Genomic DNA, 13,276 nt, shown 5'->3' on the forward strand with positions numbered 1-13,276 from the left:
CGGCATCATGCCCGGAACTGCAAGGCCGCAACGGCCGGCGACCCGCCCCGCACCACAGTGTTGCGGTGGCGGCGCCGCCCGTCGCGATCACGCGCCCCTACCCTGCTGCTTTCATTGCCCGTACGCCCATGTCAGTCCTGGACAACCTCGCCAACCTGCAGACCTTCGTGCACGCCGCCGACACCCGCAGCTTCGTCGAGACCGGGCGCCTGCAGGGCATCTCCGCCTCGGCCGCCGGCAAGTGCGTTGCCCGGCTGGAGCATGCACTGGGCGTGCGCCTGTTCCATCGCAGCACGCGCAGCATCACCCTCACCGCCGAGGGCCAACTGTTCCTGGCGCGCTGCCGGCGCATCCTCGACGAGCGCGATGCCGCGCGCACCGAACTGGCACAGCCGCACGCCACGCCTCGCGGCACGCTGCGCATCGGCCTGCCGTTGGTGGGCGACCTCACCCTGCCGTTGATGGCCGAATTCATGGCGGCGTATCCGGACATCCGCCTCGACCTGGATTTCAGCGACCGGCTGGTCGACGTCATCGAGGAGGGTTTCGACGCCGTGCTGCGTGTCGGCGAGCCCAGCGATTCACGCATGAACGCACGTCGCCTGGGCGTCTTTCCACGCCGCATCGTTGCCTCGCCGGCGTACCTGCAGCGCCGCGGCACGCCACGCACGCCGGCCGACCTGTTGCAGCACACGTTGCTGCACTACCGCTTCCCCAGTACCGGCAAGCTGGAACTGTGGCCGATCCACTGGCCCGATGAGGAAACCCCGCAGGAGCTGCCGGTACACATGGTGGCCAACACCATCGAGGCGCGGGTGGCGCTGGCGTTGCGCCACGTCGGCCTGGCCTTCGTACCGGTGCACTCGGTGCGCGATGCGCTGGCCGACGGTCGCCTGGTCACCGTGTTGGACGAACACGTGCATTCCTGCGGCATCTTCCACCTGCTGTGGCCCTCGGGCCGCCACGTACTGCCGAAGCTGCGGGTGTTCATCGATTTCGTCAGCGCCCGCCTGGAAACCGTGCCCTAGTCGCGGTCCCCCCATGTCCGGCCCACAGTAGATCCACGCCATGCGTGCCTCGTGCAGTAGATCCACGCCATGCGTGGATGCCTTGTAGCGTCGGCCATGCCTGGCGGTGCCACACCCGACCATTCAGCCAGCCCCGCTATACTGCCCGCTCATTCCTCCAAGAGGCTCGCGACCAATGCGCCATTGATGCCGCCGTCTTCCCACTAGACGGCCTGACTCTTCCCGCCCCTGCGCGCAGGGGAGAACCCGGCATCCATGGAGGTCGCATGACCACACATTCCCTCACGCTCGATCGCGTGTCGTATCGGCTGGCCGACGGCCGCCCGCTGTTTTCCGATCTGTCGTTTTCCTTCGAACCGGTCGCCACCGGCCTGGTGGGTGCCAATGGCACCGGCAAGAGCGTGCTCGCACGCCTGCTGGCCGGCCACCTGCTGCCCGACAGCGGGCAGATACGCAGCAGCGGCCGCGTGTTCCTGCTGCCGACGCCCGGCTATCCCCCTACCGGCACGGTTGGCGAACTGGCCGGCGTAGGCCCGGAACTGGCCGCACTGCAACGCATCGAAGCCGGCAGCGTGGACGAGACCGACTTCGCCTGTGTTGGCGAGCGTTGGGATCTGCGCGAGCGCCTGCAGCAGCAATGGCAGGCGCTACGGCTGCCCGACGATCTCGATCCTGCCCAGCCCGCCGCGCGCCTCAGTGGCGGCCAGGCCATGCAGGTAGCGCTGTCCGGCGCCTGGGCCAGCGGCGCCGATTGGCTGATCCTGGACGAACCCAGCAATCACCTCGATGCACGCCATCGCCAGCAGTTGTACGAACACCTGCAGCAGTGGCGTGGCGGCCTGCTGGCAATCAGCCACGATCGCGAGCTGCTGGCGCAGATGCAGCAGATCGCCGAACTCGACGCGCGCGGGCTGCATCGCTATGGCGGGCCGTGGCAGCATTACGCGGACACGCGTGCCGCCGAACGCGAAGCCGCTGCTGCACAGCTCGACCATGCGCGCGCCCAGCACCGGCAGCAACAACGCAGCGCACGCGAACAGCACGAGCGCCAGCAGCAACGCCAGGCACGCGGCAATCGCGATGCGAAGCAGGCCAACCAGGCGCCGATCCTGCTCGGCCGGCAGAAGCAGCGTGCCGAGGCCAGCCACGGCCGCGCGCAGCAGGTACAGGCCGAGCGCCTGCAGGCCAGCGCCGATCAGCTGCGCGCTGCAGCCTCGGCAGTTCACACCGCGCCGGAACTGGCGCTGTTTGCAGGCGACGGCGAACGTGGCAGCGCGCGCCTGCTGCAGGTGGACTCGCTGGTGCTGCCGCATGGCTGCAGTGCGCCGTTGCAGCTGGAGATCCGTCGAGGGCAGCGCATCGCCGTGGTCGGTGACAACGGCAGTGGCAAGTCCACGCTGCTGCGCGTGCTGGCCGGCCAGCTGCCCGCACGCAGTGGCGCCGTGCAACGCCATGCACCGCTGGCGCTGCTCGACCAGCAGCTGCTGGGGTTGTCCGGCGAGTGCAGCATTCTCGACACCGTGCAGGCCGCCAACCCGGCGGCTGATACCGGTGAACTGCGCACACGGCTGGCCCTGCTCGGGCTGGACGCGCAGCGCATCCAGCGTGCAGCCCACAGCCTCAGCGATGGCGAACGGGTGAAAGGCGCCCTGGCCAGCGTGCTGTATGCCGACCCCGCACCGCAGCTGTTGCTGCTGGACGAGCCCGGCAACGCACTGGACCTGAGCGCGTTGCAGGCACTGGAAGAGCTGCTGGCGGCGTGGCCGGGTGCCCTGGTGATGGTCAGCCACGACCGGCACCTGCTGCAGGCGTTACAGCCGACGCAGGTGTTGCAGGTAGGTGCCGATGGTTGGCAGTGGCGCGACGCCTTGTAGATCCACGCCATGCGTGGATGGATGCATGGCGGGCAGTGCCGGCCGCTGGCCGGCACACCCCGCACCCTCAACGCCCGCTCAGCGCTTCCACACCGGGAACGCCTGCGGCAGCTGATGCCACAGCAACGGGCCGGCACGCAGCTCCTGTTCGTTGAGCAGGCAGGCATCCAGTTCCGCGCGCACCGCACGCTCATCCATGTGTACGCCGATCACCACCAGCTCCTGGCGGCGGTCGCCCCACAACGGGTGCCACAGCCGCTGCATCGCCGAATGCGCGGCCGCATCCGGGAATTCTTCCAGCCCCGGCAACGGCGCGCTCCAGCAGTCGGCCTGCTGCCGTGCCCACCCCAGGTCGCTGTACGGCAGCGGCGTCGGTGGCAGCAGCGGCGCGGTGTCCTCCAGCCCGGCGCGCACGCGATCGCGCGCGGCGTACCAGAACCCCGCCGCCTGCGTCCGCGTCGCGGCCCCCACGGTGTTCAGCTCGCCCACCCAGTCCATGCGGTTGGCCAGCCAGAACCAGCCCTTGCTGCGGATCACGCCGGGCATGCCCGACTGCAGCGCGCGCGCGAAGCGCGCGGGATGGAACGGACGCCGCGAGCGGTAGACGAAACTGGCGATGCCGTATTCCTCGGTTTCCGGCGTGTGCTCGCCACGCAGTTCCTTCACCCAACCCGGCGCACGTTGCGCACGCTCGTAATCGAAGCGGCCGGTGTCCAGCAGCTCGGCCAGCGGCACATCACCGAAGCTGGACAGCAGCAGTTTCGCGTCGCGGTTCAAGCCACGCAGCACGGCCAGCGTGTCCTGCAGCACTTCGTCATCCACCTGGTCGATCTTGCTGACCACGATCACATCGGCGAACTCCACCTGCTCGCACAGCAGGTCGACCACACCGCGATCATCGTCCGGCCCGGCCTGTTGCCCGCGCTCGGCCAGGCGCAGCGTCGAACCGAAGTCGGCCAGGAACGCACTGCCATCCACCACCGTCACCATCGTGTCCAAGCGCGCGATGTCACTCAGGCTGAAGCCCTGCTCGTCGCGTACCGCGAAGGTGGCCGCCACCGGCATCGGCTCACCGATTCCGGTCGACTCGATCAGCAGGTAGTCGTAGCGCCCGGCATCGGCCAGCCGCCGCACTTCCTGCAGCAGGTCGTCGCGCAGCGTGCAGCAGATGCAGCCATTGCTGAATTCCACCAGCGTCTCTTCGGTGCGGCGCAGTTCGGCGCCGCCTTCGCGCACCAGCTGCGCATCGATGTTGACCTCGCTCATGTCGTTGACGATGACCGCCACGCGCAGGCCCTCGCGATTGCGCAGGATCTGGTTGAGCAGGGTGGTCTTGCCGGCCCCGAGGAAGCCGGACAGCACGGTGACCGGAAGGCGACGGTCGGCGCGGGAAACAGTGTTCATGTCGGAGCGGGTTGGCTGCGGAACGGAGATGTTACTGTATAACAATTGTTGCGCAAGGAACCTCCCCCGATGAAGTCGCCTTCTGCCGCCCTGCTCGATGCTGGCGCGGTCGCCCTGTCCAGCCTGTGCCTGCTGCACTGCCTGGCGCTGCCGCTGCTTGCCGCCGCGCTGCCACTGCTTGGCACCTGGGCCGAAGCGGAATGGGTGCACCTGCTGTTCGTGGCCATCGCCCTGCCACTGACCGGCTACGCGCTGTGGCGGGCCGAGCGCCGTCACCCACTGCCCGTGCTGGCCTGGGCCACTGCCGGCGCCGGGCTCGGCCTGCTGCTGGCCGGCCCGCTGGCGCTGCCTTCGCACGACTGGGAAACGCCGATGACCGTCACCGGCAGCCTGCTGCTCGCCGCCACGCACATCTGGAACGCGCGGCACCGGCACGGGTAGTGCCGGCCGCTGGCCGGCAACCCCATGAACGCCGCACGCAACCTGCAGGTGCCGGCCAGCGGCCGGCACTACCCCTGCTATTTGCCGTAGCGGCGCAGCAATTCCACCAGCACCGCGGCCTCGTCCGCCCGCTGCTGCGGGTCTTCGGCGCCCACCACGTGTTCCTGCAGGTGCTCGTGCAGCAGCTCCATCAGCAGGCTGTGGGCGGCACCGCGCACGGCGGCAACCTGCACCAGCACGTCCGCACAGTCGCCGGCCTCACCCTCCGGCCTGTCCAGCGCCTGCTCCAACGCCGCCACCTGGCCGCCGATGCGGCGCACCCGGGTCAGCAGCTGCTTTCGATGCTTGTGTACATGAGCCATGGCCGGATCATATACCCTATGGGGGTATCCACTCCACCCTTTGACCCCCATGCATCTGGACGCCCTCGCCGCCGCCCGTCGCCACGAACACCGCTTCGACGACGGCAATCCGCTGGCCGAACGCAACACCCGCCGCGCCCTGTGGCTGACCGTCAGCATGATGCTGGTGGAGATCGTCGGCGGATGGTGGTTCAACTCCATGGCCGTGCTCGCCGACGGCTGGCACATGAGTTCGCACGCGCTGGCGCTGGGCCTCTCGGTGTTCGCCTACCGCTGTGCGCGCCGCTACGCGCACGACCCGCGCTTCGCCTTCGGCACCTGGAAGATCGAGATCCTGGCCGGCTATACCAGCGCCATCGCCCTGCTCGGCGTCGCCGCGCTGATGGCCGTGCAATCGCTGGAACGGCTGTGGGTGCCGGCGCCGATCCACTACAACGAAGCCATCGCCATCGCGGCAGTCGGGCTGGGCGTGAACCTGCTGTGCGCCTGGTGGCTGCACGACAGCCCCGGACACGCGCATCATCATCACGGTCATACCCATGGCCATGGCCATGACCACGGGCATGGCCACGATCACCACGACCACAGCCACGCACACGGCCACGACCTCAACCTGCGCTCGGCCTACGTGCACGTGCTGGCCGACGCCGCCACCTCGGTGCTGGCCATCGTCGCCCTGCTCGGCGGCAAGCTGCTGGGCCTGACCTGGCTGGACCCGGTGATGGGCCTGGTCGGCGCCGTGCTGGTGACGGTCTGGGCGATCGGCCTGCTGCGCGACAGCGGCCGCATCCTGCTCGACGCGCAGATGGACGCGCCGGTGGTGGCCGAAGTGCGCGAAGTGATCGAACAGGGCCCGTGGCCGGCACGCCTGGCCGACCTGCACGTCTGGCAGGTGGGTCGCGGCAAGTACGCGGTCAGCGCCAGCGTGGTCACCAGCGACGCCAGCCTCGATGCCGATACCGTGCGCAACGCGCTGGCCATCCACGAAGAGCTGGTGCATGTAACCGTGGAGATCCACCGCAGCGCGTGAATCACATCGGGTAGTGCCGGCCGCTGGCCGGCATGGCATGCGCCGGCCGCCGCTGCCCAGTAGAGCCAGGCCATGCCTGGCTGGTCCTATCCATGAGTCGAGCATGGCTCGACTCTACCGCTACAGCTTCAGCATCATCCGCAGCAGGTACATCAGCAGCGGCAGCGCGCTCAGCACTGCGCCAGCAATGCCGATCCACGGCCAGCGCTCACCGCGCACGCGCGCGGCCACCGCCAGGCCGCAGCCCACCAGCGCCGCACCCAGCACGCCCACGCCCAGCCCTGCGGCCATGCCATTGCCGCCTGCAGCCACCGCTGCCTGCGCTGCCACGGTGCCTGCACCCCACCCCACAGCGATCCCCAGCCAACTGCCCACGCCGCACCACGGTGCCTTGCCCTGCGCCATCCGAAAACCCCTGTGTTCTTGCCGAATTTCTGTACGGGCCGCGCCCGCGTGCTGCCTACACTAGCCGCACCTGCCCTGTAGGGACATCCCATGCGCACGCTCCGCCTGCTGCTGCCCGGTGCCCTCCTGCTGCTGACCACCGCCTGCAGCGGTGACGCCGGGCTTCCCTTCTCCGCCGACCCATTGCAGGGCTGCTTCGCCACCAGCGCGCGCAAACCCGCTGACTTCCGCATCGACAAGGAAGGTGGCCAGTACTTCGTCTCCTTCAGCCGTGGCGAGCAATGGCAGCGCGAGCCCAATGCCCTGCACAAAGCCAACCGCAGCGAGATCGGCCGCTACTTCCGTGATGATGCCGATCAGATCGACAGTGCCCTGATCCGCATGGCCGGCGGGTTCGGCATCTTCCACTTCAACAAGGGCGCGACGCTGAAGGGCAAGGCCAGCGACAGCGATTACATGGCGTTGATGCTGATCGGGGCGGGGCCGGTGTATGCGGTGAAGTGCCCGTAATCCGCAACGATTCTGATGGCTGCAGGGAGCGGCGTCGGCACATCCTGTCTTCTTTGAGGATGGACGCGGATGCTGCTGTTCCTGCTGCTTGCGGTGAGCGCCCCGAAGACCCAGGGCGCCTATGACGAAGTCCGGGAACTGCCCGATGGCCAGATCCTGATAATGCGCACCCTGGACTGGGACCTCGGCGAAGGCAGGAAGGAACGCGTCACCGTGCACTGGCTGCTGCAGGAGGACGGCCGCATGCGCTACGACTTCGATCGACAGCCACCGGAAACCCAGGAGGCCCATCGCCGATCGTGCGCCCGGCTGGGTATGCAGCCTTCACGCGGGGTCGGCATGATTGCAGGAGAAGGCGCCACGCACGGCTACAGCTGTACCAGCGGTAGCGTCGGGCCCACGCTCGACTCCGCCCTGCCTGCATCCACGCATGGCGTGGATCTACTGTGACATCGGCTTGGCGCTGCAACAGCTGCGGTACCATGCCCTCCCCCGAACCGCCCCGGTACCCGCCGTGCCCCACTACACCGGCCCCCTGCTGACCCGCGACAGCGCCGATACCCTGCGCCGTGCCCATGACAAGGGCGCCGCCGACTGGCAGGGCTCGCTCGACCTCGGGCGCAGCCAGGACAGCGTGGCGCTCGATGCGGACGGCTTCCACTTCCGGGGCCAGCCCTACCCGTGGCCGGGCAAGCTGAAGGACCGCACGCTGTACTACTGGGATGGCGAGGAATTCGCGCCGATCTCGCGCTACAGCGGTTCGCTGATCAAGCTGGTGCCGACCGAGTGGGGCGCGCCGACCTTCGAGATCGACGGCATCAAGATGCTGCCGACCTCGAAGCTGTCGCCGTTCGAGGATGCTCGCCGCAAGGTCGAGCTGGTCGCTCCCGCCGGCAAGGTCATCCTCGATACCTGCGGCGGCCTGGGCTACTTCGCCGCCTGCGCGCTGGAGGCCGGTGTCGGCCAGATCCGCTCGTTCGAGAAGAACGCCGATGTGATGTGGCTGCGCACGCTCAACCCGTGGTCGCCGGATCCGGACTCGGCTGCCGCCGGTGGCCGCCTGCAGTTCAGCCACGGCGACGTCTCGCAGCAGATCGAACAGGTGGCCAGCAACAGCGTTGACGCGATCCTGCACGACCCGCCGCGCTTCGGCATCGCCGGCGAGCTGTACTCACAGGTGTTCTACGACCACCTCGCCCGGGTGATCCGCAAGGGCGGTCGGCTGTTCCATTACACCGGTGCGCCGAACAAGCTGACCAGCGGCCGCGACGTCCCGCGTGAAGTCGCCAAGCGGTTGGAGAAGGCCGGTTTCAAGGCCGAGCTGGCGCTGGACGGCGTGCTGGCCGTCAAGCGCTGAGCGTCACTCCGAATCGACCTTGGCCAGTTTCATCACCCACGCCGGCACCTCGGGTTCGCCGGCGTAGAAGTCCTTCGGCTTTTTCTCCGCCATCGCCCAACGGTGCAGCCAGCTCGGGCCGTAGCGGCCGTTGTAACCCTCGGCACCGCGTGCGTAGGCCGGGTCACGCATCGCCTCGTCCAGTGAAGTGAAGCGATAGCCGCGGCGTTTCGTGGCCGCCACCAGTTCGGCGAACGTGGCCGCGTTGAGCTCATTGGCATGCATCAGCCACACCTGCGGCAGCGTGTAGCCCAGCAGCGCCTGCGACTGCTTCTCGTAGTAGTCCAGCTTGTTCAGCATGTACGGCACATAGCCCTTGCGCAGCTGCGCCAGCGTCGCTTCGCGTGCAGGTGAGTCCGCCTGCTCGTTCATCACGTTGGCATAGGCGAACGCCCACACCCACTCGCCGTTGTCCACCGTCACCGGCGCCACGCGGTAGCCGTGCTGCTTGAAGAACGCGTCCATCTGCGCACGCTCATCCGGGGTGCGCCCGGCGCGCAGGTAGGGATGGCGCATCCACTGCGGCGCCTGCCCCTTCTCGGCCAGCAGCGGCCGCAGCACCGTTTCGCCGCGCAGGAAATCCTGCTGGAACGCCGGCACGCCCTTCGCGTTCAGATCCATGTGCGAGTACGTGTGGTTGCCCAGCACATAGCCCGCATCGCGCCAGTCCCGCAGCATCTGCACCCGCGCCGGCTGCACCTGCCCGTCCACCTCAAGCTTGTTCTCGTTGACGAAGCCGACCACCGGCACGCCCGCCTGATGCAGCTGGGCCATCAACGCCTCATGCCGTGCCTGCAGGTCTGCCGGCACGATCTCGTCCAGCCGTGCCCATGGCAGATCGTCGATGGTCACCGCAATCCGGCGGTCCACCTCGGCGGCATGTACCGCCAGCGAACACAGCAGCAACGGCAACGCACGCAGCAAGCATCGCATCGGGTCTTCCCTGGAGTGGCGAGGCGTCGACTGTAGCGCGATTGCCGCGCGCCGCCGAGCGTGTGCTCAGCCGGCGATGTACTGCGGCGGCACGTGCGCGGTCAGCCACACGCCATTGGCCGAACGGTGGAACACATGACCATCGGCATGCATGCGCCCGGCATTCACGCTGAGGATGACCGGCGCACCGCGGCGTGCGCCCACCTGCTGCGCGGTCTGGCGATCCAGCGACAGGTGCACGTGCTGGCGCTCGCCAGGCCGCAGGCCCTGCTCACGGATGGCACCGACGAAGCGAGCCACCGTGCCGTGGTACAGCCATGCCGGCGGCTGCAGCGCCTCCAGGCCCAGATCCACCTGGATCGAATGCCCCTGGCTGGCGCGGATGCGCAGACCGTCGTCGCTCAGCGCGAAGCGCTGCTTGTCATTGGTCTCGACCACCGCCTGCAGGGTGTGCCGGTCCAGCGCCACGCCATGATCGGCCATCCGCTGCAGCAGATCATCGACATCGGCCCAGCCCTGCGCATCCAGCTGCAGGCCGATCTTCTCTGGTTCGTGGCGCAACACCAGGCTCATGAACTTGCTGGCCTGCTTGTGTGAAGTATCCGTACTCATCGGCATAGGCTGCCGCAGATCACCGCCGGATGCCAGTTACGCCCCTGCCGATCGTGCCGCCCGGGCCCGTGCGATCGCGCGCCACAGGGCCACGCCGCCGGCCATCGCGGCCAACAACAGCACCGCCAGCACCAGCGCCAGATCATCCGGGTTGCGCAGCAAAGGAGCGTTCACCCGCGTCAGGATGTGGAATACCACGCGCTGCGACTGCTCCAGCGGTACATCGCCCTCCGACACCAGCTCCACCAGGCACGCCGTGGGTGACAGCCGAGCCACATTGCGCCACGCATTCTCGTACAGGTGCAGCACCCATCCGGCCAAGGCCAGTGCGCCACCGTGCAGCAGCATCAGCGCCAGGTTCGCCGTGCGTAGCCGATCGCGCAGCCACAGCGCGCGGCTCGCGCATACCGCCATGGCCCCCAGCAACGCCAGCACGATGCCTGCCACCGGAATCCAGCTCAGGGGTTGCCAGTCATCCAATGCGCCGGCACGTGCCATCACCTGTTCGGCCACCTGCAACCGTGCCTGCTCATCCGGGCCACCGCAGGCTGCGTTGATCGGCTCCAGCAGCAGGTCGACCCGATAGTGGAAGAAGCCCGCTGCCAACGCGACGGACAGCAGCGCGACCAGTTGCAGCATCATCAGGATCGGGCCCTGCCCAAAGATGCGGCGGATTCGGGACGTGGCAGGGCTCATCGGTTCATCCATGACAGCAAAGAGCCATCCTAACCAAGCGCCCCGTGCGTGTCGGCTGGCGGATGCGACACGCACCACGCAGCACCGTTACGATGGCACGGTTGTTTGGATCCGAAATTTCCCTGGTAATCCTGATGGTGATGCTGTATCTGGTCGTGCGGACGCTGCTGCCACTGCTGGCGTTCGTGCTCGCGTGGTGGCTGCTGTCGCGCCTGATCAAGGCCCGCGTCGCCCGGCTGCCACGCGTCCCGTTGAACCTGCCCGAGCACAGCAGCAGCCCCCGCAGGAAGGATCGCCGCATCTACGCACGCAAACTGCGGCGCAAGCCAGGCCTGCGCACGGCGAGCCGCGCGGCCACCGCACCCCGCAGCTGGCACTTCGCTTCGGCTGTCCTCTCGCTGATGGTGCTGATCGCCACCGTGATCGCCGTGCCCGATGGCGCACGCTTCCAGGTAATGGTGGGCAATCTCATCGGTTATGCGGGAACCGTCGTCGAGGTGCAGGTTCCCGTAGCCGCACAGTCCGTCGTGCTGCAGGCATGGCAACCCGCGCTCGCACAGCTGGGGCGGCCCACGGCGATGCGCTACCCGATCGCTCGCACCGGCGGCGAGCATGAAGCCCATGCCGTCGTTCCCGTGCAGGTACGACTGCTGGGCGATCGCATGCAGGTGGCCATCGCGCGACCGGTGGACGCTGAAATGCTGCGTGCAGAACTGGCACGACTGGCAGGGTTGCCGGTCGAAGCGATCCACGTGCAGCAGCGCGACGTGGCGCCATGGCGGGAGTCAAGCTGGCAGCCACTGCCTCGCCTGTAGAGCCGAGCCCAGGCTCGGCTGCCCCCAATCACGCTCCTCGCGGCAGCTTCGACGCCCACATGTTGTCCACCAGGTTCGGATAGCGCCGCCCGTTCTCCTCCGCCCGCTGCCGCGCCGCTGCCTTCTGTGCATCGGACAGCGGCTGCGGCGCCTGCCCCTTGGGCTTGGGCTTCTTCCACGGAGGTGTATTGGTCTGGCGCATCGCAGCAGCTTACCGCTTCAGGAAGTTCAGCAGCGCCAGATTGAAATGATCCGCGTGGCTGGTGTTGCAGCCATGCGGCGCGCCTTCTAGGATCACCACCTCGCTGCCCGCAATCGCCTCATGGGTGCGCTGGCCGGAGCCCTCGAACGGCACGATGGCGTCACTGTCGCCGTGCAGGATCAAGGTCGGCACCGTGATCTTCTTCAGGTCATCGCGGAAATCGGTGGTGGCGAACGCCTTCATGCAGCCCAACGCCGCCGCCTGGTCGGATTGATGGCACAGCGCGATCGCCGCCTGACGCGTCTCTTCAGTCACCATCAACTGGCCGTTGGCGCTGAAGAAATCGCGGGTAAAGCCGTCGAAGAAGGCTTCGCGGTCCTTCTCCAGCCCACTGCGCATGTCATCGGCCTTGTCCTGCGTCAACGGGCCGTCCGGATTGTCGTCGCTGCGCAGCAGGAACGGCGGCACCGCCGCGGCGAACACAACACTGTGCAGGCGCTCCTGGCCGTGGTTGGCCACGTAGCGCGCCACCTCGCCGCCGCCCATCGAGAAACCGACCAGGGTGACGTCACGCAGGTCACGTTCCTCGATCAACCCCGCCAGGTCCGCCGCCAGCGTGTCGTAGTCATAGCCTTCGGCCGGCTTGTCGGAGCGGCCGAAACCGCGCCGGTCGTAGCTGATCACCCGGTGCTGGGCATCGCGCAGGATCGACACCTGTGGTTTCCAGGCATCGGCGGACAGCGGCCAACCGTGGATGAGGATCACCGGGCGGCCGTCGCCACCACTGTCTTCAATATGCAGGCGGATGCGGGAAGCAGGCATGGGAGCTCCTGTGGAAGCGGAGGATTGCAGGCTAGCGGCCACGCCCTATGCCAGCCGTGAGGGAATCGCGCCCGCCCGTGACATCGCCTGCACACGCCTCCGCACAGCGCCGCACCGGCATTCCCGGCCTTCGCACCGCGCCTTCCCGGTTTCGTCGCAGCGCCGTACCGCCGTGGTCACCGGCATGCCAGCCTGCGCACATCATTCCCGGGAGTTTCGCCATGTTGCTGCTCACCCTGCCCCTGCTGGCTGCCGGCCTCGCTGCCGCACCGTCGCCCGCCGATGGCCTGCGCGAACAGATCCGCCAGGCCGATACCCAGCTGTTTGCTGTGGCCTTCGAGGCCTGCGATGCCGACAAGGCCGCCGCGATGACCACCGAAGACATGGAGTTCTTCCATGACAAGGACGGCAAGTCGGCCAGCAACCGTGAGGACTTCCGCCGCAGCGTGGCCAGCATGTGCGACAACGCGCGCAAGGGCGGCTGGCACCTACGCCGCGAGCTGGTGGATTCCTCACTGCAGGTGTTCCCGCTGCACGATGAGCGGGCGCTGGAAATCGGTGACCACCGCTTCCACGAACGCGGCAAGGACGGCGTGGAGCGCTGGGTCGGCCAGGCCCGCTTCATCCAGATCTGGCGCCGCGTGGACGGGCGCTGGCTGGCCGAACGGGTGATCAGCTACGACCATCACGCAGCGGACTGACCCATCGGGCGTGCTTCACGGGCCGGATCTATACTGGCGGGGTCC

Annotated in this window: 17 protein-coding genes; 9 read left to right on the plus strand and 8 right to left on the minus strand. The window is 68.0% G+C overall.

The window, feature by feature from the left end; genetic code table 11:
• Window positions 1-128 precede the first annotated feature (128 nt).
• Both DFO63_RS18400 and DFO63_RS18405 read left to right on the plus strand, forming a co-directional pair.
• Window positions 129-1,028 (plus strand): LysR family transcriptional regulator, encoded by a 900-nt coding sequence (locus tag DFO63_RS18400; RefSeq protein WP_101764839.1) that lies wholly within the window; start codon window positions 129-131, stop codon window positions 1,026-1,028.
• Window positions 1,029-1,294: 266 nt separating this feature from the next.
• A complete protein-coding gene (locus tag DFO63_RS18405) occupies window positions 1,295-2,902 on the plus strand; it encodes an ATP-binding cassette domain-containing protein (RefSeq protein ID WP_119007535.1) in 1,608 nt (535 codons plus the stop codon).
• Window positions 2,903-2,980: 78 nt separating this feature from the next.
• On the opposite strand, the gene DFO63_RS18410 is transcribed toward DFO63_RS18405, so the two are convergent.
• Complete coding sequence (locus DFO63_RS18410) at window positions 2,981-4,306, minus strand: GTP-binding protein (RefSeq protein ID WP_049443559.1); 1,326 nt, start codon at window positions 4,304-4,306, stop codon at window positions 2,981-2,983.
• Window positions 4,307-4,375: 69 nt separating this feature from the next.
• Here DFO63_RS18410 and DFO63_RS18415 point away from each other — a divergent pair, with 69 nt between their 5' ends.
• Window positions 4,376-4,747 carry a MerC family mercury resistance protein gene (locus DFO63_RS18415; RefSeq protein WP_119007536.1) on the plus strand — a complete coding sequence of 124 codons (372 nt, stop codon included), beginning with the start codon at window positions 4,376-4,378 and terminating at the stop codon, window positions 4,745-4,747.
• 77 nt (window positions 4,748-4,824) lie between these two features.
• Here DFO63_RS18415 and DFO63_RS18420 read toward each other — a convergent pair whose 3' ends face one another.
• Window positions 4,825-5,109 (minus strand): metal-sensing transcriptional repressor, encoded by a 285-nt coding sequence (locus DFO63_RS18420; RefSeq protein ID WP_075675501.1) that lies wholly within the window; start codon window positions 5,107-5,109, stop codon window positions 4,825-4,827.
• A gap of 49 nt (window positions 5,110-5,158) precedes the next feature.
• Between DFO63_RS18420 and dmeF the strand changes: the two genes are divergently transcribed.
• A complete protein-coding gene (gene dmeF / locus DFO63_RS18425) occupies window positions 5,159-6,139 on the plus strand; it encodes a CDF family Co(II)/Ni(II) efflux transporter DmeF (RefSeq protein WP_101764836.1) in 981 nt (326 codons plus the stop codon).
• Between the two features lie 120 nt (window positions 6,140-6,259).
• Here dmeF and DFO63_RS18430 read toward each other — a convergent pair whose 3' ends face one another.
• Window positions 6,260-6,544, minus strand: coding sequence for a hypothetical protein (locus tag DFO63_RS18430; RefSeq protein WP_014035798.1), 285 nt, complete (start codon window positions 6,542-6,544; stop codon window positions 6,260-6,262).
• 90 nt (window positions 6,545-6,634) lie between these two features.
• On the opposite strand from DFO63_RS18430, the gene DFO63_RS18435 reads away from it, so the two are divergent.
• The 3 genes from DFO63_RS18435 (at window position 6,635) to DFO63_RS18445 (ending at window position 8,411) form a co-directional block, all read left to right on the plus strand.
• Entirely contained in the window at window positions 6,635-7,054 is a 420-nt protein-coding gene (locus tag DFO63_RS18435) for a hypothetical protein (RefSeq protein ID WP_119007537.1), read from the plus strand.
• 69 nt (window positions 7,055-7,123) lie between these two features.
• Window positions 7,124-7,504, plus strand: coding sequence for a hypothetical protein (locus DFO63_RS18440; protein ID WP_119007538.1), 381 nt, complete (start codon window positions 7,124-7,126; stop codon window positions 7,502-7,504).
• A 64-nt stretch (window positions 7,505-7,568) separates the two neighbouring features.
• The gene (locus tag DFO63_RS18445; protein ID WP_082591244.1) at window positions 7,569-8,411 is read left to right on the plus strand and encodes an MnmC family methyltransferase; all 843 of its coding nucleotides are present in this window, start codon (window positions 7,569-7,571) and stop codon (window positions 8,409-8,411) included.
• Between the two features lie 3 nt (window positions 8,412-8,414).
• On the opposite strand, the gene DFO63_RS18450 is transcribed toward DFO63_RS18445, so the two are convergent.
• The 3 genes from DFO63_RS18450 to DFO63_RS18460 form a co-directional block, all read right to left on the minus strand.
• On the minus strand, window positions 8,415-9,383 hold the full coding sequence (locus DFO63_RS18450) for a polysaccharide deacetylase family protein (RefSeq protein WP_049443546.1): 969 nt from the start codon (window positions 9,381-9,383) through the stop codon (window positions 8,415-8,417).
• A gap of 66 nt (window positions 9,384-9,449) precedes the next feature.
• Window positions 9,450-9,995: an RNA 2'-phosphotransferase gene (locus tag DFO63_RS18455; RefSeq protein ID WP_049443664.1), complete on the minus strand. Its 546-nt coding sequence runs from the start codon at window positions 9,993-9,995 to the stop codon at window positions 9,450-9,452.
• A gap of 36 nt (window positions 9,996-10,031) precedes the next feature.
• Window positions 10,032-10,691, minus strand: coding sequence for a hypothetical protein (locus DFO63_RS18460; RefSeq protein WP_080347471.1), 660 nt, complete (start codon window positions 10,689-10,691; stop codon window positions 10,032-10,034).
• A 134-nt stretch (window positions 10,692-10,825) separates the two neighbouring features.
• On the opposite strand from DFO63_RS18460, the gene DFO63_RS18465 reads away from it, so the two are divergent.
• Complete coding sequence (locus DFO63_RS18465; RefSeq protein ID WP_119007539.1) at window positions 10,826-11,506, plus strand: hypothetical protein; 681 nt, start codon at window positions 10,826-10,828, stop codon at window positions 11,504-11,506.
• A gap of 28 nt (window positions 11,507-11,534) precedes the next feature.
• Here DFO63_RS18465 and DFO63_RS22160 read toward each other — a convergent pair whose 3' ends face one another.
• Together DFO63_RS22160 and DFO63_RS18470 are read right to left on the minus strand one after the other, a co-directional pair.
• Complete coding sequence (locus DFO63_RS22160; protein WP_182474440.1) at window positions 11,535-11,708, minus strand: hypothetical protein; 174 nt, start codon at window positions 11,706-11,708, stop codon at window positions 11,535-11,537.
• 9 nt (window positions 11,709-11,717) lie between these two features.
• Window positions 11,718-12,530 carry an alpha/beta hydrolase gene (locus DFO63_RS18470; protein ID WP_014035790.1) on the minus strand — a complete coding sequence of 271 codons (813 nt, stop codon included), beginning with the start codon at window positions 12,528-12,530 and terminating at the stop codon, window positions 11,718-11,720.
• 221 nt (window positions 12,531-12,751) lie between these two features.
• Here DFO63_RS18470 and DFO63_RS18475 point away from each other — a divergent pair, with 221 nt between their 5' ends.
• A complete protein-coding gene (locus tag DFO63_RS18475) occupies window positions 12,752-13,231 on the plus strand; it encodes a nuclear transport factor 2 family protein (RefSeq protein ID WP_119007540.1) in 480 nt (159 codons plus the stop codon).
• Window positions 13,232-13,276: the final 45 nt, after the last annotated feature.

Origin of the sequence: Stenotrophomonas sp. AG209 (assembly GCF_003550055.1) — a bacterium.
Classification (GTDB): Bacteria; Pseudomonadota; Gammaproteobacteria; order Xanthomonadales; family Xanthomonadaceae; genus Stenotrophomonas.

What these genes read in the sequence shown, in the direction of transcription:
- DFO63_RS18420 (WP_075675501.1), bottom strand. Translation starts at nt 5,109, where the DNA reads ATGGCTCATGTACACAAGCATCGAAAGCAGCTGCTGACCCGGGTGCGC.
- DFO63_RS18400 (WP_101764839.1), top strand. Translation starts at nt 129, where the DNA reads ATGTCAGTCCTGGACAACCTCGCCAACCTGCAGACCTTCGTGCACGCC.
- DFO63_RS18410 (WP_049443559.1), bottom strand. Translation starts at nt 4,306, where the DNA reads ATGAACACTGTTTCCCGCGCCGACCGTCGCCTTCCGGTCACCGTGCTG.
- DFO63_RS18475 (WP_119007540.1), top strand. Translation starts at nt 12,752, where the DNA reads ATGTTGCTGCTCACCCTGCCCCTGCTGGCTGCCGGCCTCGCTGCCGCA.
- DFO63_RS18455 (WP_049443664.1), bottom strand. Translation starts at nt 9,995, where the DNA reads ATGAGTACGGATACTTCACACAAGCAGGCCAGCAAGTTCATGAGCCTG.
- DFO63_RS22160 (WP_182474440.1), bottom strand. Translation starts at nt 11,708, where the DNA reads ATGCGCCAGACCAATACACCTCCGTGGAAGAAGCCCAAGCCCAAGGGG.
- DFO63_RS18470 (WP_014035790.1), bottom strand. Translation starts at nt 12,530, where the DNA reads ATGCCTGCTTCCCGCATCCGCCTGCATATTGAAGACAGTGGTGGCGAC.
- DFO63_RS18405 (WP_119007535.1), top strand. Translation starts at nt 1,295, where the DNA reads ATGACCACACATTCCCTCACGCTCGATCGCGTGTCGTATCGGCTGGCC.
- DFO63_RS18460 (WP_080347471.1), bottom strand. Translation starts at nt 10,691, where the DNA reads ATGAGCCCTGCCACGTCCCGAATCCGCCGCATCTTTGGGCAGGGCCCG.
- DFO63_RS18440 (WP_119007538.1), top strand. Translation starts at nt 7,124, where the DNA reads ATGCTGCTGTTCCTGCTGCTTGCGGTGAGCGCCCCGAAGACCCAGGGC.
- DFO63_RS18450 (WP_049443546.1), bottom strand. Translation starts at nt 9,383, where the DNA reads ATGCGATGCTTGCTGCGTGCGTTGCCGTTGCTGCTGTGTTCGCTGGCG.
- DFO63_RS18430 (WP_014035798.1), bottom strand. Translation starts at nt 6,544, where the DNA reads ATGGCGCAGGGCAAGGCACCGTGGTGCGGCGTGGGCAGTTGGCTGGGG.
- DFO63_RS18465 (WP_119007539.1), top strand. Translation starts at nt 10,826, where the DNA reads ATGGTGATGCTGTATCTGGTCGTGCGGACGCTGCTGCCACTGCTGGCG.
- dmeF (WP_101764836.1), top strand. Translation starts at nt 5,159, where the DNA reads ATGCATCTGGACGCCCTCGCCGCCGCCCGTCGCCACGAACACCGCTTC.
- DFO63_RS18415 (WP_119007536.1), top strand. Translation starts at nt 4,376, where the DNA reads ATGAAGTCGCCTTCTGCCGCCCTGCTCGATGCTGGCGCGGTCGCCCTG.
- DFO63_RS18435 (WP_119007537.1), top strand. Translation starts at nt 6,635, where the DNA reads ATGCGCACGCTCCGCCTGCTGCTGCCCGGTGCCCTCCTGCTGCTGACC.